This window comes from Pseudomonas sp. Pse79 (genome assembly GCF_024519615.1).
In the GTDB taxonomy this organism is placed as follows: Bacteria; Pseudomonadota; Gammaproteobacteria; order Pseudomonadales; family Pseudomonadaceae; genus Aquipseudomonas; species Aquipseudomonas veronii.
Genome location: NZ_JALJRR010000031.1, coordinates 41,016 through 60,032, shown reverse-complemented (window position 1 = coordinate 60,032; position 19,017 = coordinate 41,016). Strand labels below are relative to the sequence as shown.

At 62.4% G+C, this 19,017-nt stretch carries 14 protein-coding genes and 2 pseudogenes; 4 read left to right on the top strand and 12 right to left on the bottom strand.

Annotated features, from left to right (window positions below; translation table 11 throughout):
- Positions 1–86: 86 nt before the first annotated feature.
- Together NR164_RS27100 and purD are read right to left on the bottom strand one after the other, a co-directional pair.
- Positions 87–2,858 (bottom strand): hybrid sensor histidine kinase/response regulator, encoded by a 2,772-nt coding sequence (locus NR164_RS27100; protein WP_256823507.1) that lies wholly within the window; start codon positions 2,856–2,858, stop codon positions 87–89.
- Positions 2,859–2,959: 101 nt separating this feature from the next.
- The gene (gene purD / locus NR164_RS27095) at positions 2,960–4,252 is read right to left on the bottom strand and encodes a phosphoribosylamine--glycine ligase (protein WP_017849672.1); all 1,293 of its coding nucleotides are present in this window, start codon (positions 4,250–4,252) and stop codon (positions 2,960–2,962) included.
- A 21-nt stretch (positions 4,253–4,273) separates the two neighbouring features.
- Here purD and NR164_RS27090 point away from each other — a divergent pair.
- Positions 4,274–4,387: pseudogene (locus NR164_RS27090) on the top strand (outer membrane lipoprotein carrier protein LolA); the annotation flags it as partial.
- Between the two features lie 15 nt (positions 4,388–4,402).
- Here NR164_RS27090 and purH read toward each other — a convergent pair.
- From purH to NR164_RS27040, 10 genes and pseudogenes are all read right to left on the bottom strand, one after another.
- Positions 4,403–6,010 (bottom strand): bifunctional phosphoribosylaminoimidazolecarboxamide formyltransferase/IMP cyclohydrolase, encoded by a 1,608-nt coding sequence (gene purH, locus NR164_RS27085; RefSeq protein ID WP_256823506.1) that lies wholly within the window; start codon positions 6,008–6,010, stop codon positions 4,403–4,405.
- Positions 6,011–6,091: 81 nt separating this feature from the next.
- On the bottom strand, positions 6,092–6,412 hold the full coding sequence (fis, locus tag NR164_RS27080) for a DNA-binding transcriptional regulator Fis (protein ID WP_002555375.1): 321 nt from the start codon (positions 6,410–6,412) through the stop codon (positions 6,092–6,094).
- A complete protein-coding gene (gene dusB / locus NR164_RS27075) occupies positions 6,409–7,422 on the bottom strand; it encodes a tRNA dihydrouridine synthase DusB (RefSeq protein ID WP_017849670.1) in 1,014 nt (337 codons plus the stop codon). Before dusB ends, fis begins: the two co-directional genes overlap by 4 nt.
- Positions 7,423–7,607: 185 nt before the next feature.
- Positions 7,608–8,852 (bottom strand): DUF3426 domain-containing protein, encoded by a 1,245-nt coding sequence (locus NR164_RS27070; RefSeq protein WP_177032565.1) that lies wholly within the window; start codon positions 8,850–8,852, stop codon positions 7,608–7,610.
- Positions 8,853–8,882: 30 nt separating this feature from the next.
- Positions 8,883–9,761: a 50S ribosomal protein L11 methyltransferase gene (gene prmA, locus NR164_RS27065; RefSeq protein WP_046384850.1), complete on the bottom strand. Its 879-nt coding sequence runs from the start codon at positions 9,759–9,761 to the stop codon at positions 8,883–8,885.
- A 278-nt stretch (positions 9,762–10,039) separates the two neighbouring features.
- Positions 10,040–11,401: an acetyl-CoA carboxylase biotin carboxylase subunit gene (gene accC, locus NR164_RS27060; RefSeq protein WP_017849667.1), complete on the bottom strand. Its 1,362-nt coding sequence runs from the start codon at positions 11,399–11,401 to the stop codon at positions 10,040–10,042.
- 17 nt (positions 11,402–11,418) lie between these two features.
- On the bottom strand, positions 11,419–11,877 hold the full coding sequence (gene accB, locus NR164_RS27055; RefSeq protein ID WP_017849666.1) for an acetyl-CoA carboxylase biotin carboxyl carrier protein: 459 nt from the start codon (positions 11,875–11,877) through the stop codon (positions 11,419–11,421).
- Between the two features lie 24 nt (positions 11,878–11,901).
- Positions 11,902–12,357, bottom strand: coding sequence for a type II 3-dehydroquinate dehydratase (gene aroQ / locus NR164_RS27050; RefSeq protein ID WP_017849665.1), 456 nt, complete (start codon positions 12,355–12,357; stop codon positions 11,902–11,904).
- A 296-nt stretch (positions 12,358–12,653) separates the two neighbouring features.
- Positions 12,654–13,169 (bottom strand): annotated as a pseudogene (locus tag NR164_RS30650) (methyl-accepting chemotaxis protein); the annotation flags it as partial.
- Positions 13,170–14,668: 1,499 nt separating this feature from the next.
- Complete coding sequence (locus NR164_RS27040) at positions 14,669–16,339, bottom strand: PleD family two-component system response regulator (protein WP_057005975.1); 1,671 nt, start codon at positions 16,337–16,339, stop codon at positions 14,669–14,671.
- Positions 16,340–16,741: 402 nt separating this feature from the next.
- Here NR164_RS27040 and NR164_RS27035 point away from each other — a divergent pair, with 402 nt between their 5' ends.
- From NR164_RS27035 to NR164_RS27025, 3 genes are all read left to right on the top strand, one after another.
- Positions 16,742–17,719 (top strand): DUF2333 family protein, encoded by a 978-nt coding sequence (locus tag NR164_RS27035; RefSeq protein ID WP_371928174.1) that lies wholly within the window; start codon positions 16,742–16,744, stop codon positions 17,717–17,719.
- 2 nt (positions 17,720–17,721) lie between these two features.
- The gene (locus tag NR164_RS27030; protein WP_079442750.1) at positions 17,722–18,258 is read left to right on the top strand and encodes an NUDIX hydrolase; all 537 of its coding nucleotides are present in this window, start codon (positions 17,722–17,724) and stop codon (positions 18,256–18,258) included.
- Between the two features lie 323 nt (positions 18,259–18,581).
- A complete protein-coding gene (locus NR164_RS27025; RefSeq protein ID WP_017849660.1) occupies positions 18,582–18,953 on the top strand; it encodes a translation initiation factor Sui1 in 372 nt (123 codons plus the stop codon).
- Positions 18,954–19,017 lie beyond the last annotated feature (64 nt).

Sequence of the window (19,017 nt, the reverse complement as noted above, 5' to 3'; positions counted from 1 at the left end):
CCATCGCTGTCTTTCAGTCGATGCATAGGTGACTGGTCCACCGCCATCGGGGGCAAGCCCCCTCCCACACTCGATCGCATTTGACGTTAAGAGGGCGCATGCTCCGGCCGTGGCTGACGCTGCGCCACCCAGTACTCCACCAGCTCGCGCAATTGTGACAATTCCACCGGCTTGGCCATGTGCCCGTCCATCCCGGCCTGGCGTGCGCGCTCTTTGTGTTCCGAGAGGATGTGTGCGGTGAGCGCCACCACCGGCGTGCGAATGCGCTGGTGGCTGACTTCCCAGGCCCGCAACTGTTGGGTCGCGGAGAAGCCATCGAGGATCGGCATTTCACAGTCCATCAACACCAGATCATAGCGCTGGGCCTTCATCGCCTGCAGGGCTTCTTCGCCGTTGCTCGCGGTGTCCGGGTTGAGGTTGAGCTTGCCGAGCATGCCGCGGATGACTTTGGTGGAGATGCTGTTGTCTTCGGCCACCAGGATGCGGAAGTCGCTGGGCACGATGATGGCCGCCGGCGCGTTGAGGGGCGCGCGTGGCTGCCCGCCGCCTTTGCTGCGCTGGGTCAGTTCGTCGGCCAGGGTGGTCTTGAGGGTGTAGCCGGCCACCGGCTTGGCGAGGATGCGCTTGATCCCGCAATTGCGCGCAATGATCTTGCTCGGCGCGTTACTGATGCCGGTGAGCATGATCAGCAGGATGTCGTGGTTGAGGCTCGGGTCTTCCTTGATCTTGGCTGCCAGTTGCATGCCGGTCATGCCGGGCATGTTCTGGTCCAGCAGCACCACGTCGAAGTAATCACGCAGGTGCGCCTTGGTGCGCAACAACGCCAGGGCTTCCTTGCCCGACGGCACGGCGCTGACATTCAGGCCCCAGGCGGTGCATTGCTGCACCAGCACTTTGCGGCAGGTGTCGTTGTCGTCCACCACCAGGACCCGCGCACCCTTGAGCGGGCCGTCGAGGTCGGAGGTCGGGTGTTCCAGGCGTTCCGGGTCCAGCGGCAGGGTCAGCCACAGGGTGCTGCCTTGTTGTGCGCCGCTCTTGATGCCGAATTCGCCGTTCATCAACAGGATCAACTGGCGCGCGATGACCAGGCCCAGGTGGCCGCTCAAACGGGTGGCCGAGAGGAAGTTCTTGCTGTGCAGTTCGCTGTGCAGCAACGCATCGCGTTCGGCGGCTTCCATTGGCAGGCCGCTGTCCTGCACGGCAATGCGCAGGCGCGGCTTGGGGCTGCGCTCGTCGAGGGCGACGACGATCAACACTTCGCCTTCATCGGTTTTCTGCAGGGCGTTTTCCAGCAGGCTCAACATCGCCTGGCGCAGGCGCGTCGGGTCGCCGCTGATCACCCGCGGCACCTGGGGCTGGATAAAGCTGATCAGCTCGACGTTCTGCTGCTCGGCCTTGGCGCGGAAGATGCTCAGGCAGTCGTCGATCAGCGCATTGAGGTCGAACTGCACGTCGTCCAATTCGATCTGCCCGGATTCCAGCTTGGAGATATCGAGGATTTCGTTGATCAGTGTGAGCAGTTCGTTACCGGCGCTGTGGATCGTCTGCACATAGTCGCGCTGTTTGACCGACAGCGGCGTGCCCAGCAGCAGCTCGGTCATGCCCAGCACGCCGTTCATGGGGGTACGGATTTCGTGGCTGATCTTCGCCAGGAACTCGGCCTTGGCGGCGATTTCGGCGTTGCTGGCCGCCAGCTCGCGGCTGAGGCTGAAGCGTGCTTCGACGATGGCGCGCTGGCGTTCGCCGAGGGCCAGGCTCATCAGCAGGCCACTGAGGCAGATAAAGCTGAGCAGGGTAATGATCAAGCCTTGCGGCGCCAGCAGCGTGAGGCCAAGCAAGGCCGGCAGGATGATCAGCGTGCCGATGTTGAACACCACCACCCCCGCCACGAACAACCGCGCCGGCCGGTAGCCTTTTTGCCAGTGATAGGCCGAGACAAACAACATGCTCAGGCCGGCCAGGGCCACCAGGACGTAAGTGATGATGTTCAGCGGCAACGTGTTGACGAACAACAGCAGCAGGCCGCACAGCACGATCAACAGAATGTCGGCCATCAACAGTTTGTTCAGCGGGTGCGGGCCCAGCGGCATGAAGAAGCGATAGGCAAACATCAGCCCGCACGGTGCGGTCAGCAGCAGGGCGAGGTAGGCGCCCGGCGTCTGGATCGCGTGCCAGTTCTGCAGCCATGGCCCCAGCAGGTTGAGCAGCAACGCCAGGCTGAGCAGCAGCAGCACTTCGCAGGCCGCCAGCCACAGGCTGCTGCGTGAGCGGTGGTAGGCGAAGCGGGAGAGGTTGTGCAGGATCAGCATCAGCAGACAGCCGAACAGCAGGCCGTAGATCAGCGTCTGGCTTTGGTCGGCGGCGGCGAGTACGGCCGGCTCCAGGGTGATATAGGGGCGCAGTTCGTGTTCCGAGACCAGGCGCAGGTACACCTCAAGGGGCTTCGGGCTCTGGGGCATCGGCAGCATGAAGTCGCTGCTGGGCAGCGGGCGCTCGGCCTGGGGCTGGCGCGTGCCGGTGGTTTGCTGTTCCACCAGGGTGTCGCCATCCAGCACATACAGACTCAGGAGGGAAACGTCCGGGGCAAACACCCGCAGCACTTGCTCGTGCTGGCCGGGTTGCAGCTTGAAGCGTACCCACAACGCACCGTCCGGCTCGGCGGCAGTGATCCGGTCCAGTTCGATGGGGCTGAATTGATTGGTGTAGCGGGGCGAACGGATATCGCTCAGTTGCAGGTCGGCCTGTTCATCAAGCAATACTGCCCAGCCACTGCCTTGCGCAGCGGCCTGGGCCGGGAGCAAACAGAGCAGTGTCAGCAGACTGACAGTGAAACCTATGGCGATCCTGAGCCAGCGCACGGCGAAATCCCTTCGTAGGTTGAAGCACGGGTTAACTATGCGCGGGGTCATACGAGTACGGCAAGGGCCAGAGGCCCTTACCTAACCGAACGGATAGCGACTTAATGAGTCTCGCCACGTTCACGGGCAATCGCGCGATAGCCGATATCTTTACGGTAGAAGCAGCCGTTCCAGCTGATTTTCGCCGCCAGTTTGTAGGCCTGTTGCTGTGCAGCGTCGACACTGGCGCCCATCGCGGTGGCACATAGCACACGGCCACCTGCGGTCACCACCTTGCCGTCCTGCAGCGCAGTGCCCGCATGGAACACTTTGCCTTCCAGCGTCGCCGCCGCGTCCAGGCCTTCAATCACATCGCCCTTGGCGTAGTCGGCCGGGTAACCGCCAGCTGCCAGCACAATGCCGACGCTCGGGCGTGGGTCCCACTGGGCTTCAACCTTGTCCAGGGCCTGGGCCAGCGCGGCTTCCACCAGCAGCACCAGGCTCGATTGCAGGCGCAGCATCACCGGTTGGGTTTCCGGGTCGCCGAAGCGGCAGTTGAACTCGATGACCTTCGGGTTACCGGCCTTGTCGATCATCAGACCGGCGTAGAGGAAACCGGTGTAGACGTTGCCTTCATCGGCCATGCCGCGCACGGTCGGCCAGATCACCAGGTCCATCACACGCTGATGCACTTCGCTGGTCACGACCGGGGCCGGGGAGTAAGCCCCCATGCCGCCGGTGTTCGGGCCGCTGTCGCCGTCGCCGACGCGCTTGTGGTCCTGGCTGGTGGCCATCGGCAGGACGTTCTTGCCGTCGACCATCACGATGAAGCTGGCTTCTTCGCCGTCGAGGAATTCTTCGATGACCACGCGCGAACCGGCTTCACCGAAGGCGTTGCCGGCGAGCATGTCGCGCACGGCGTCTTCGGCTTCCTGCAGGGTCATGGCGACGATCACGCCTTTGCCCGCGGCCAGGCCGTCGGCCTTGATCACGATTGGCGCGCCTTTCTCACGCAGGTAAGCCAGGGCTGGCTCGATCTCGGTGAAGTTCTGGTAGTCGGCGGTCGGGATCTTGTGGCGCGCCAGGAAATCCTTGGTGAATGCCTTGGAACCTTCCAGCTGGGCCGCGCCGGCGGTCGGGCCGAAGCAGTCCAGGCCGCGGCTGCGGAACAGGTCGACGACACCGGCAACCAGCGGCACTTCCGGACCGACGATGGTCAGGGAAACGTTTTTCTCGGCGAAATCCGCCAGTTGTTCCAGGGCCAGCACGTCGATGGCGACGTTTTCGCACTTGGCTTCAATGGCGGTGCCGGCGTTGCCGGGGGCTACGAATACTTTCTGGACGCGTGGGTCCTGGGCAACTTTCCAGGCCAGGGCGTGTTCACGGCCACCGCTGCCAATAATCAAAACATTCATTTCAAAAACCTCTGAGAAACGCTGTGCTTCCCTGTAGGAGCGAGCTTGCTCGCGAAGGTCGTCAACGATAACGAGGGAAACCTGACACCTCGTGGCGTTTTTGAGTTTTTCGCGAGCAAGCTCGCTCCTACAGTCGGGAAGCGGTGCTGTTTAGTGACGGAAGTGGCGCATGCCGGTGAAGACCATGGCGATGCCGGCTTCGTCAGCCGCAGCAATCACTTCGGCATCACGCATCGAGCCGCCTGGCTGGATCACTGCGGTGACGCCGGCCTTGGCCGCGTTGTCCAGGCCGTCGCGGAACGGGAAGAACGCGTCGGACGCCATCACCGAGCCCGCTACCTGCAAACCGGCGTGTTCAGCCTTGATCGCGGCGATGCGCGCCGAGTTCACGCGGCTCATCTGGCCGGCGCCGACACCGATGGTCTGGCGGTTCTTGGCGTAGACGATGGCGTTGGACTTGACGTACTTGGCCACTTTCCAGGCGAAGATCAGGTCGTTGATTTCCTGCTCGGTCGGTGCGCGCTTGGTCACCACTTTCAGGTCGGCGCTGCTGATCATGCCGATGTCGCGGCTTTGCACCAGCAGGCCGCCGTTGACGCGCTTGTAGTCCCAGGCAGGGGCACGTTCGGCCGACCATTCGCCGCAGGCCAGCAGGCGCACGTTGGCTTTGGCGGCCACGATGGCGCGGGCTTCCTCGCTGACGGACGGGGCGATGATCACTTCGACGAACTGACGCTCGACGATGGCCTTGGCGGTCGCGGCGTCGAGTTCGCGGTTGAAGGCGATGATGCCGCCGAAGGCCGATTCGGTGTCGGTGGCGTAGGCCAGTTCGTAAGCCTGGCGGATGCCGCCTTCAGCGTCCGGGCTCACGGCCACGCCGCACGGGTTGGCGTGCTTGACGATCACGCAGGCCGGCTTGACGAAGCTCTTCACGCATTCCAGCGCGGCGTCGGTGTCGGCCACGTTGTTGTAGGACAGTTCTTTGCCTTGCAGCTGGGTCGCGGTGGCGATGCCCACTTCGGCCGGCTTGGCTTCCACGTAGAACGCCGCGCTCTGGTGCGGGTTCTCGCCGTAGCGCATTTCCTGGGCCTTGATGAACTGGCTGTTGAAGGTCCGCGGGAACTGGCTGCGACCTTCTGTGCTGAGGGTCTCGGCGGCCTGGTTCACGGTGCCCATGTAGTTGGCGATCATGCCGTCGTAGGCGGCGGTGTGTTCGAACGCCTTGAGCATCAGGTCGAAACGCTGGGCGTAGGTCAGGCCACCGGCTTTGAGGTTTTCAAGCACCTTGGCGTAGTCGCTGGCGTTGACCACGATGGCCACGTCTTTGTGGTTCTTGGCGGCCGAGCGAACCATGGTCGGGCCGCCGATATCGATGTTTTCGATGGCGGTCGGCAGGTCGCAGCCCGGCTTGTTGATGGTGGCTTCGAACGGGTAGAGGTTGACGGCCACCAGATCGATCGGCTTGATGCCGTGCTCGTTCATGATGGCATCGTCGATACCGCGACGGCCGAGGATGCCACCATGGATTTTCGGGTGCAGGGTCTTGACCCGACCGTCCATCATCTCTGCGAAACCGGTGTAGTCCGCGACTTCTACTGCGGCCACGCCGTTGTCTCGCAGCAGTTTGAAGGTCCCGCCCGTGGAGAGGATTTCCACGCCCAGGGCTTCCAGCCCCTGGGCAAATTCGAGAACCCCGGTCTTGTCGGAGACACTGATCAAGGCGCGGCGGATCGGCAGGCGGGTAGTCTGGTCGGTCATTTCAATTTCCATCAAAAGCAAAGGAGTCAGCAAAAAAGGCGACCGGTTTTACGCGGGCGCCTTTCTGGTCGGATTGAATGCTTACAGCAAATCGTATTGTTTGAGCTTTTTGCGCAAGGTGCCACGGTTGAGGCCCAGCAGCTCACTGGCTTTGGTCTGGTTGCCCTTGACGTAGTTCATCACGCTTTCGAGCAAGGGCGCCTCGACTTCGGAGAGCACGAGGTTGTACACGTCCGTGACGGAAGCGCCCTCAAGGTGGGCGAAATAATTGTGCAGCGCCTTCTCGACACTCCCGCGAAGGGTCTGGCCTTCTTCGCTCGGCGTGTTGAGGTGCTGTTTCAAATTGACGTTGTCGCTCACGGGTGTTGTTCCACTCACTAAAGTCTCGGTCATCATCGTCATGCGGCCACCCCCTCTCCGTCCCCTGTCACCAGGCTCTTGTCACGTTCGCTGAAGAACTCACGAACGTTGGCGCACTGTGCTTCCGTATCATCCAAACGATTGAAGTGGGCGCGAAACTCCCTGGCGCCCGGCAGGGTTGCGAGATACCAGCCGACATGCTTGCGAGCAATGCGTACTCCCATCACGTCTCCGTAGAAGGCGTGCAGGGCGGCCAGATGCTCTAGCAGAATACGTTCCACCTCGATCAACCCCGGTGCCGGCAACAGCTCGCCGGTACGCAGAAAGTGTTCGACTTCACGAAAAATCCATGGCCGCCCCTGGGCGGCCCGGCCAATCAACAGGCCATCGGCACCGGTCGCATGCAGCACGCGCCGGGCTTTCTCGGCTGAGTCGATATCGCCATTGGCAAATACCGGCATCGACACGGCCTGCTTGATCGCGGCAATGGTGTCGTACTCGGCTTCGCCGGTGTAAAGATCGGCGCGGGTGCGGCCATGCACCGCCAGCGCTGAAATACCCGCCTGTTCGGCGATCTTCGCCACCGTCAGGCCATTCTTGTTGTCCCGGTCCCAGCCGGTACGAATCTTCAGGGTGACCGGTACATCCACTGCGGCGACAACGGCCTGCAGGATCTCGGCGACCAACTGCTCATCCTTCAACAGCGCGGAACCGGCGGCCTTGTTGCAGACCTTCTTGGCCGGACAGCCCATGTTGATGTCAATGATCTGCGCGCCCAGCTCCACGTTGGCCCGGGCCGCCTCCGCCAGCATCTGTGCGTCGCCACCGGCGATCTGTACCGAGCGGGGCTCGGGATCACCTTCGTGGATCATGCGCAGCCGCGATTTGCGGGTATTCCACAAGCTCATGTCGCTGGTGACCATTTCCGAGACTACTAGACCCGCGCCCAAACGCTTGCACAGCTGACGAAAGGGCTGGTCGGTGACCCCCGCCATTGGCGCGAGAATCAAACCATTGTGCAATGTGTATGGGCCGATGCGTACCGCCGACATAGGACTTCCCTGTTGTGGGGCCGGATCATTAGAGTTCGAAAAAGGGTTGGCATGATACCCGCTCTCGATGACTGGATAAAGGCTGAATTGGATAAAATCTGAACAGTTATTTCTTTATCGCCACCGGTTTGGTTGCCGGCGGTCCAGTCAATAATCCGTCGTCAAACCTCGATGACCGCGCCGATTCACTCGGGCGAATGAAAGCTCAGGCTGTAATTCACCGCTTTGTTGCCGGGGTCGAGGATGTCCAGGGAGATATGGATCGGCGTCTGCGACGGCATTTCACTGACCCCGGCCAGCTCACCGCTCAGGTATTCGGCGGGCTTGAAGCGCCGACTGGCGATCAGGTTGCCGTTCAGGTCGGCAAAGCGCAGTTCCAGCAACGGGAACGGCTGGGAGAACGTCGCGCGGTTATAGATGATTGCATCCACCACCAGCGCGCCGGCGAATTCAGGATGGCTGCGCACCACCAGGTTGCTGCTCTTGATGTGCGCGATATCGACCCGTGACGGCACCGTGCAGCCCAATGTCGGGCACAGTTGCTGGAACCACGGGCGATAGGCGTCCTGGCGCGCCAGGTCGTCGAACTGGTAGGCAATGTACTGGCCGGCGAGGCCGGCGGCGGCGATCAGCACCAGCAACAGCCAGAGCAGGCGACGGCCCCAGCTTGACGGGCGTTTGCCGGCGTACAAGTGCAGCGGGTCATCTTCGAGGTCCTGCAGCAGCTCGTCGTGGGCGCTGGCGGCGCTGCGCGAGCGCTTGCGGCCTTGGGGGCGCTCGTCGGGTTCCGGCGCGTCCACGTCGTCGCTGACCGCGCTCACGGGTGGGTCGAGTTCGTCGTCTTCATCGGCAGGCGTGGAGCGCAGCGGCGGTTCATCGTCGATGTCGTCGGTGGCGAGGGACATCGACGGTTCGGTGCGCTGTTTAGTCGCAGGGGCATTTGCCGGTTCAGGTTCGTCTTCGGGCGCTTTGCCGCGTTCTTCAGGCGGTTCGCTGAACAGGCTGGCGGCCCATTTTTCTTCCTCGGCCTTGATCGTGTCGCGGCTGGCGCTGAGGGCCTCTTCCTTTTTGCGTCGGTCGGCGCTGCCTTGCCGGCGTTCCGCGCCCAGCGGCTGGGTGTGTTGAATCTCGCGGCGTTCCAGCTTGGCCAGTTCTTTGTCCAGGTCCAGGTTGTCCAGATCCAGCTCTTGCGCCGTCCACTGTTTCTGGCTGATCGCCCGCGGCGCCTCGGCGGCGTGCTCCGCTGCGGCCGGCTGTTCAGGCTTCGGCGCTTGCGCGTGGGCGCGCTGCTCCAGTAACTGGCGCGCGGCGTTGAACACTTGCAGGCACGAGCCGCAGCGCACCACGCCGCGCGCCACGTTCAACTGAGCGTGGCTGACGCGAAAGCGCGTTTGGCAATGGGGACACTGGGTGACGAAACTGTCGGTCATGCGGCCATCCGATTCAGGCAAGCGCTCATTCTAGCGCCGACGCCCGCTGATGCGTACCCAGCCATCACGATTGGCGATCGGGTCGAGCTCGAAATCCTGGGCGTAGGCTGCAGCCACGTCTTCACCCTGTTCGGCGAGGATGCCCGACAGCGCCAGGCGGCCACCCGGCTTGACCAGGCTCGACAGCTGCGGCGCCAGGGCCACCAGCGGGCCGGCGAGGATATTGGCGACCAGCACATCGGCCTGCACCTGGGGCAATTGCTCCGGCAGGTACAGTGGGAATTTGCCTTCAGCAATGTGGTTGCGCCCGGCGTTATCGCGGGAGGCTTCCAGGGCCTGTACGTCGATATCGGTGCCGACGGCTTCCTTGGCGCCCAACAACAGGGCGGCAATCGCCAGAATCCCCGAGCCGCAGCCGAAGTCCAACACGTGGCAATCGTTCAGGTCCTGGCCGTCCAGCCATTCCAGGCACAGCGCGGTGGTCGGGTGCGTGCCGGTGCCGAACGCCAGGCCGGGGTCCAGCAGCAGGTTCACCGCGTCAGGCTCGGGGGCGGCGTGCCAGCTCGGCACGATCCACAGGCGCTGGCCGAAACGCATCGGCTGGAAGTTGTCCATCCAGCTGCGTTCCCAGTCCTGGTCTTCGATGATTTCGCTGTGGTGCTCGGGCAGCGGGCCGCCGGTGAGCAGTTCCATATGGGCCAGGACGCTGGCGGCATCGGTGCCGTCTTCGAACAGGGCCAGCAAGTGGGTGTGGGACCACAGCGGGGTGGTGTTGAGTTCCGGCTCGAAGATCGGCTGGTCTTCGGCGTCCATGAAGGTCACCGAGACGGCGCCCACTTCAAGGAAGGCGTCTTCGTAGGTTTCGGCTTGTTCTGGGCTGATGGCGAGACGGACTTGCAGCCAAGGCATGGCGGGCACCTTTGAAAAAATGAGTGTGCAGCGGGGAGGGGCTGCGAAAGCGCGCAAGTTTACGCGAGCGGCGGGCAGAAGACGACACTGCTGACTGCACGCCGACCAAATGTGGGAGGGGGCTTGCCCCCGATAGCGGTGGGTCAGTCACCTAATCTATGACTGAGCTGGCGCCATCGGGGGCAAGCCCCCTCCCACATTTGGACTGTGTACATCTTCAAAATGGAGGGGCCACAAACAACAAAGCCGCCCGAAGGCGGCTTTGTTGGGTGGAGCACTTACTGGTTGGCCAGTTTGTGTTCCAGGTAGTGAATGTTCACACCACCTTCGCAGAAGCCTTCATCGCGGACCAGATCCCGATGCAGCGGGATGTTGGTCTTGATGCCGTCGACCACGATTTCGTCCAGGGCGTTACGCATGCGGGCCATGGCCTCGTCGCGGGTGGCGCCCCAGGTGATCAGCTTGCCGATCAACGAGTCGTAGTTGGACGGAACCTTGTAGCCGCTGTACAGGTGCGAATCGACGCGAACGCCGTTGCCGCCCGGTGCATGGAAATGCTTGACCAGGCCTGGACTCGGGATAAAGGTTTTCGGGTCTTCGGCGTTGATCCGGCACTCCAGGGAGTGGCCGTGGATCTTCACGTCGTCCTGGGTGAAGGACAGCTCGTTACCGGCGGCGATGCTCAGCATCTCCTTGACGATATCGATACCGGTGACCATCTCCGAAACCGGGTGTTCTACCTGCACGCGAGTGTTCATCTCGATGAAGTAGAAACGGCCGTTCTCGTAGAGGAACTCGAAAGTGCCGGCGCCACGGTAGTTGATGTCGATGCACGCCTTGACGCAACGCGCCAGGACTTCCGCACGGGCTTTCTCGTCGAGGCCCGGTGCCGGTGCTTCTTCCAATACCTTCTGGTGACGACGTTGCAGCGAGCAATCGCGGTCGCCCAGGTGGATGGCGTGGCCCTGGCCGTCAGACAGCACCTGCACTTCCACGTGACGTGGGTTGGTCAGGTACTTCTCCAGGTAGACCATCGGGTTGCCGAACCAGGCAGCCGCTTCGGAGCGCGTCTGCTTGGCCGCTTCGATCAGGTCTTCTTCCTTGTGTACCACGCGCATGCCGCGACCACCGCCGCCGCCTGCGGCCTTGATGATCACTGGGTAACCGACTTCGCGACCGATGCGCAGCGCAGTGGTCTCGTCCTCGGGCAGCGGGCCGTCGGAGCCTGGAACGGTCGGCACACCGGCCGCGATCATGGCGTCCTTGGCCGAAACCTTGTCACCCATCAGGCGAATGGTCTCGGCTTTCGGGCCGATGAAGGCAAACCCGGATTTTTCCACCTGTTCGGCGAAATCGGCGTTTTCCGCGAGGAAGCCGTAGCCCGGGTGGATGCCATCAGCGCCGGTCACTTCCGCAGCGGCGATGATGTTCGAGACTTTCAGGTACGAGTTCGCAGCCAGTGGCGGGCCGATGCAGATGCTTTCGTCCGCCAGTTTCACGTGCATCAGTTCGGTATCGGCCGTCGAGTAAACAGCGACGGTCTTGATGCCCTCTTCCTTACAGGCGCGCAGGATACGCAGCGCGATCTCGCCGCGGTTGGCGATCAGGACTTTTTGCAGTTTCTTCGCAGGTTTCAACATCGAAGGCGCTCCGCGGTTCAAACGATGGTGAACAGCGGCTGGTCGTACTCAACCGGCTGACCGTTTTCTACCAGAATGGATTCGATGACACCGGCTTTTTCGGCCGTGATGTGGTTCATCATTTTCATCGCTTCCACGATGCAGATGGTGTCGCCTTCTTTCACGGTTTTGCCGACTTCAACGAAGGCTGGCGAACCCGGTGCCGGGGTGCGGTAGAACGTACCGACCATTGGCGACTTGGCCACGAAGCCGTTCAGCTTGGGCGCAGCAGGCTCGGCGGCGGCGACAGGCGCAGCGGCGACCGGAGCGGCAGCGGCAGGTGCCGGTGCTTGCATCTGCGGCGCGTAGAATTGCTGGGCCGGGGTCTTGCTGTGACGGCTGATGCGTACAGACTCTTCGCCTTCCTTGATTTCCAGCTCGTCGATGCCGGATTCTTCCAGCAGTTCGATCAGTTTCTTAACTTTACGGATATCCATGAATCGTCAACTCCCAAGGGTCGGTCAGGGGCGCTTGGCCGGTTGTTCAAGTTGTTCCAGGGCGGCCTCCAGGGCCAGTCGATAACCGCTGGCGCCAAGGCCGCAGATCACACCTACCGCTACGTCGGAGAAGTAGGAGTGATGGCGGAAAGGTTCGCGTTTGTACACGTTCGACAAATGCACTTCGATGAATGGGATGCTCACCGCCAGCAGCGCGTCACGTAATGCAACACTTGTGTGCGTAAAAGCGGCGGGATTGATCAGAATAAAGTCCACGCCTTCGCCGCGCGCGGCATGGATGCGATCAATCAATTCGTACTCGGCATTGCTTTGCAGGTACAGCAAATGGTGGCCGGCTTCACGGGCCCGTCGCTCCAGATCGAGGTTGATCTGTTCCAGGGTCACTGCCCCGTAGACGCCCGGTTCGCGGGTGCCGAGCAGGTTCAGGTTGGGTCCGTGAAGAACCAGTAAGGTCGCCATCGGCTGTTCCTTGTTATTGATGTGGGTACGGCAGAACCCGGCGACTATGCCGCAAAGCGTTTATGACTGTCCAGTTCTATGCAGTAGGCAGCACGATTAGCGAGGATTGCGCGAAATTTGTGACTGCGGCCCAGGATCCGGTCATTGGTAATACCGTCTTGAAACCTGTGGCGATCAAATGTGGGAGGGGGCTTGCCCCCGATAGCGGTGGATCAGTTACAGATATTGAGACTGGCACACCGCTATCGGGGGCAAGCCCCCTCCCACATTGGTTCTTCGCGTGGCGCTAGGTCGGGTCAGACGCGGAAGGCTTGGACGGCGGTGTTGAGTTGGCCGCCCAGCACCAGCAGGTGCTCACCCTGGCTGCGGCCTTGGCCGATGCGCAGCAGGTTGTCCTCACCCAACTGATGAATCCGTTCGCTGTTATCGCGAATCTCACTCACCGCACCGCTCTGCTGCGCGGTCACATCGGCGATACGCACGGAGGTGTCGGAAATGGTCTGGATCGCCCCGACGATTTCATCCAGCGCGCCGTCGGCCGCTTGTGCTTGCTGGGCGGTGGCTTCGGCGTGTTCGACCTGCGCGCGCATGCCTTCCACCGACTGGCGGGCGGCGGTTTGCAGGCCGGCGATGAGGCCCTGGATTTCGGCGGTGGCGCCGGCGGTGCGCTGGGCCAGGGAGCGCACTTCGTCGGCGACCACGGCAAAACCCCGCCCGGCGTCTCCGGCGCGGGCGGCTTCAATGGCGGCATTGAGCGCCAGCAGGTTGGTCTGGTCGGCGATCGAGCGAATCACCGTCAACACGCCGCCGATGGTCGCGGACTCTTCGGCGAGTTTCTCGATCATCTGCGCGTTTTGCTGCACTTCGCCCACCAGCGCATGCAGCCCGGTCAGGCTCAGGCCGATCACCCGCTGGCCGTGCTTCACCGCCTGGCCCGCGCTGCGGCTGGCGCCGGCGGCCTGGCTGGCGTCCCCGGCGACTTGTTGAATGGTCGCTTCCAATTCGCCCAACGAATCGCGGATCTGCGCGGTGTCCCCGGCCTGCCGTTCGGCGCCATCATGCAGGCCGCTGCTCAGCTCGGCCAGGGCACGGCTGCTGCCAGCGACTTCCTCGGCATTGCCGCGAATGGTGCCCACCAGGTCCACCAGGTAGGCGCGCAAGCGGTTGAGGGAGGCTTCGATGTCGCGCAGTTCGCGGTTTGTCTTGCCCAAGGCAATCGGTTGGCTGAAGTCGCCTTCGGCCCAGGTCGACAGGGCCGGTGCCAGGTTGGTCAGCACCCGTGCCAGGCGCCGTTGCAGGGTATCGATCAGCAGGGCGATCAGCAGGATCAGGCCGATCATCACCCCTTGCATCAGGCGCACTTCGCCCTGGATCACGGCGTGCTGCGCACGCACGACGGGCTCCAGGCCGGCGATGGCCTGTTGCACTCCGGCGATTTTCAGGTGGGTGCCGGCGGCGAGGTCGGCGCGCCGCTGGATCTGCTCGCGGGTGCGCTTGAGTTCGGCCGGGTAGCGGGTCAGCAGGCTGTTGAGTTCGCGCTTGAGGTCGACGCCGGTGTCTTGTGTTTCGGCTTTTTCGCTGTTTTCCAGGCCCATCAGCGCCGAAAAGTCATCGGTGTTCGAACCGGCGTTGGCCTTGACCCCAAGTAAGGGCAGTTGCTCCAGCAGGTCGGCCTGGCCGCGGATATTGCTGACTTCGCGCTCCACATCATCCGCCAGTTCGGCGCGCCCGCTGCTCACCAGCTTGTCGCGGGCCAGGGACAGCTTGCCCAGGTGTTGGGACGCCGCCAGCAGCGGCGGCAGGTAGCGCGCCGCGGCGGGCGAATCGACCCCGATGGCGTACTGGCTCAGTTGCTCGAGGTTCGCGCCCAGTTCGCGCTCGGCCTGCAACAGCAGCGCTTGCGGGTCGCCGGCCAGTTTGCCGGCGGCGAGCAGGTCGGTTTTGCTGAAGGTGTCCAGCTCCTTCAGGCTGGGGCGCAGGCTTTGTGCGAGGTCGGCGGGCAATTCGTCCAGGTGCTGCAGCAGGCTTTCCAGGCTCTGGCTGGCGCTGCTCAAGCGCAGGGCGTCGCCGCTGGCCAGGTAGTCGTCGATGTTGCGTGCGGCCTGGTTCTGGAAGGTCTGCGACAACCCCAGGTAGCGTTCCATCAGCAAATAAGGCCGTTCCAGCGCGCGTTGCGACCACCAGAGCGTCGCCCCGAGTGCCAGGCACACGGCCACCAGAAGGAGGGTATTGAGATTGGTCAGCAGCTTCAGGCGCATGCGTGGTTTCAACCGACAGCAAAAGTTAAGTGCCTGAAGTTATTGCGTTTCTATTACAAAGTTATGACGGAATCGCTGGATTCTGGTGAAAAGATGGCACTTTGACTTGATGTGTGCGCGGCTTGAACCCGATTGCGTCCGGCATCCTTGGCGCGGTACAGCGCCTCGTCGGCTTGGGCGGCCATCATCAGGCTGTCGGAATCGTCGCACAGCTCCACCAGCCCAGCGCTGAAGGTACACCACAAGTCATGCGGCTGGGCCGGGTAGTGAATTTCGGCAAAGCGCCCACGGATTTCATCCAGCACCTTGCAGGCCGATTCCAAGTCGGTATCGGGCATCACAATCGCAAACTCTTCACCGCCGTAGCGGCCGATGTAGTCGGTCTTGCGCAAGCGCTGTTTGAGGAACAGCGCCAGGCTCTTGATCACGCGGTCGCCCATGGGGTGGCCGTGGCTGTCGTTGACGCGCTTGAAGTGGTCGATGTCGAGCATGGCAAAGCTCAACGGCTTGTTCTCGCGGCGAGCGCGGAAGGTGCAGTCTTCGAGCAATTGCAGGATATGGGTGTGGTTGTACAGGCCGGTCAGGCTGTCGCGCACCATCCGCGCCTTGAGGTTGCGCGCACGGGCCGCGCGGTTGCGCACGGTGGTGATCAGGTGGCGCGGCTTGATCGGCTTGGTGAGGAAGTCGTCGCCGCCTTCGCTCATGGCGTCCAGCTGTTTATCCAGGTCGTCTTCGGCCGACAGGTAGATGATCGGCACGCTGACGTACCGGTCGTTATGACGAATCACCTTGGCCAGTTCGGTGCCGGTGCAGGCGGGCATGTACATGTCGAGGATGATCAGGTCGGGCTGGAAATCCGCCAGCTCGGCCATGGCCTGGATCGGCTCGATCAGCGTGCGGGTGATGATACCGGCGCTGTTGAGCAGGCGCTCGGTGTGCAGCGCCTGGGCCCGTGAGTCGTCGATGATCAGCACTTTATAGGGGTCGTATTGGGCGACGCAGGTCAGCACTTCGATCTTTTCCAGCAGGCTCGAGGCTTCCAACGTGCCGGTCAGGAACTCCTCGCCGCCGGCGCGCACGGCGGCGAGGCGGGTCGGGGTGTCGGTTTCATGCAGGCTGAAAAACAGCAACGGCAGCTTTTGCTCCAGGCCTTGCTGGGCCTCGGCGGCCAGTTGGAGGCCGAGGCCCGGGCCGCAGAAATCCACGTCCATCACAATCGCCGACGGCAGGCGCTCGGCCATCGCCACGCGATACGCCGCCACGTTGTCCAGGGACTGGGCGCTCAGGCCAAAGAACTCCAGCTGCTTGGCCAGACGCTCGGCGCGATCATGATCGGCCAGCATCACGTAGATCGGCTTGCGCATCGGCGGCAGGAAGGTTTGCTCAAGCTGATCGCCCTGGCGCAGGCCGGTGCGGGACAGGCGTTGCATCAAGCGGTTGATTTCGGTGATCAGTTGACTGCTCAGGCGGCCGCGATTGGCGTCCACCGCTTTGAGCGACTCGCCGATGTGCTGCGCCAGTTGGCCGTGTTCGGGCTGTTCGAAGCGTTCGGCGAAGCGCAGCAGGCGCAGGTTGGCTTCGCTGAGTTCGGAGAAGTCGGCGTCGGACCATTCGCTGCGTTGCAGGCGCTGCCAGATCTCAAGAATTTGACGTGCCTGATGAATTACCCGCTGGGCAAAGTGCTGCTTGAGACGCTCACGGCTGGGGTCTTCTGGCTCGGTCATATCCTGACTACTAGTGAAGGTGCGTGCTGAGGTCGACTGGTGGCTCTATGCTAGCACCTCTTTTCGGTTACATGAGTGTCATACGTCAATTAACTGCGAGTCCCTGGCATTCATTTAGTGACTAATTGGTCGTGCAGCGGAAAAAGCGCGCATCCTTTATAGTCGAATGCCCCCTGGGCGTCCGTTGGATCATAGTTGTAGGGCGAAAAGCCCCGCATTGACGGGCACGATGGGGTAGGGTTGCTGTCGGAGTGTTTGAACGCACGCCGTCGATTGAAGTGCATGAACTCAAGTGATTGAAAGGATATCGCCATGCTGGACTGGAAAAACCGTGCAGGCAGTGCCAAAGGCCCCGCCCCTGAACCCAAGTCGGCCAACCGCAGCTATTTGCGTAGCGTGCTGATGAGCCGAGCGGTGCTTAGCGTACTCGGCTTGTATCTGTTGGTCACCGGTGCTTTGGGTTGGTACTGGAGCGAAGAGCCGGCGCTGTTCCCGGTCCAGCAGAACGCCCAGCTTGCCGCTGAAAAGGAAGGCAAGCAGATGGTGTTGGGTTACACCACCGTGGAAACCCTCAAGACCGTGGCCGGCACCTTGCTCAACAAGCCCGGTGGCTATATTTCCAACGACCGTTTCCCGCCGGGCCTGTGGATGGACAACATGCCGAGCTGGGAATACGGCGTACTGGTGCAGGTGCGTGACTTGACCCGCGCCTTGCGTAAGGATTTCGCCCGTTCCCAGTCGCAGTCGGCGGAAGACGCCGACCTGGCGAAGGCCGAGCCGCGTTTCAACTTCGACAACAAGAGCTGGGTGCTGCCTTCCAGCGAGTCGGAGTACCAGGAAGGCATCAACTCCCTGAATCGCTATGAAGTGCGCCTGTCCGACCCGAACCAGCGCGGCGCCCTGTTCTACGCGCGCGCCGACAACCTCAACAACTGGCTGGGCGATGTCGCCACGCGCCTGGGTTCGTTGTCGCAACGTCTGTCGGCCAGTGTCGGCCGGGTCAAGCTGAACACCTCACTGAAAACCGAAGCGCTGGCGCCGGGTGAAGTGCCGCAGCTCGATGAAGAAGTGGTGGAAACCCCATGGATGCAGATCGACAACGTGTTCTACGAAGCCCGCGGCCAGGCCTGGGCCTTGTCCCATCTGTTGCGCGCCATCGAAGTCGACTTTGCCGACGTGCTGGCCAAGAAGAATGCGACGGTCAGCGTGCGCCAGATCATTCGTGAACTGGAGGCTTCGCAAGAGCCGGTCTGGAGCCCGATGATCCTCAACGGCAGCGGCTTTGGCATATTGGCCAACCACTCGCTGGTGATGGCCAACTACATTTCCCGGGCCAACGCGGCGGTGATCGACTTGCGTCAGTTGCTTAACCAAGGGTGATGATGGACGTGACTCAAAAGGAGGCCGCGCACCGCGCAGCCTCCGATGCGGAACTGATCTGCTGGGTCGACGAGCACGACAACCCGCTCGGCGCCCTGGTGCGCTCCGACCTGCGCCAGCGCGGCCTGATCGGCCGTTGCACCTTTATCTTCCTGTTCAACTCGGCAGGTGAACTGTGCGTACACCGACGCACCCTGAGCAAAGCCCTGTACCCCGGTTTCTGGGACACGGCGGCAGGCGGGATGGTGGCGGACGGCGAGAGTTATGCCGAGTCGGCCGCCCGCGAGCTTGCAGAAGAGCTCGGCGTGGGCGGGGTGGAGTTGGTCGAGCATGACCATTTCTACTTCGAGGACGGCGACAGCCGACTTTGGTGCAGATCCTACTCCGCCGTGTGGGACGGTGCGCTGTGCCTGCAGCCTGAAGAAGTCATGGAGGCGCGCTTTTTACCCCTTGAAATTGTCCTGCAGGAAGCGCAACAAAAGCCCTACTGCCCTGACGCGCAAGAGGGCTTGCGGCGCTATCTGGCCTCACGTCGCTAAAGTTGTATAAATTGGCGCGATTTGGCTCTTAGCAAGTGAGCTTTTTGTGGTTACACTGCGCGACTTTTCACCCGAACCACCCTTGTTCCACCCCCTGATTCCTGTAGGAGCGAGCTCGCTCGCGAAAACCTCAAGCGCGCTGTGGGCATCCTGAATGTCCGCGTCATCGTTGGCGATCTTCGCGAGCGAGCTCGCTCCTACAGGGAATCGGGGGCAATGACATGGGGGGGTCGGTAGCGCTGCCCCTGCCTGAGTGGGGCTTCGCGGTCGGCAACCGCCTGAGCGTTTGCCGATCAGTCTTTGTCCTCACAAGAGGATTGCCGGTGGCCAAAAAAGCCGCATCCTTCGCCGCCCTCGGTGGCCTGGTATTTTCCACCGACGCAGGTCGACACTGCCCGGACTGTCGTCAGCCCGTGGACGCCTGTACCTGCAAACAAACCCTGATCCCCGAAGGCGACGGCATTGCCCGCGTGCGACGCGAGAGCAAAGGCCGTGGCGGCAAGACGGTGACCACCATCACCGGCGTGCCGCTGGCCGAAGACGCGCTGAAGGAACTCGCCACCACGCTGAAAAAGCGCTGTGGCACCGGTGGCGCGTTGAAAGACGGGGTCATCGAGATCCAGGGCGATCACGTCGAGTTGCTGTTGGCCGAGCTGATCAAGCTCGGGTACAAGGCCAAGAAGTCCGGCGGCTGACAGCCTCTTTCCAACCAGTGTCTAAACTCTGTCCTGCGAGTGGGGTCTGACCTTACTCACAGGC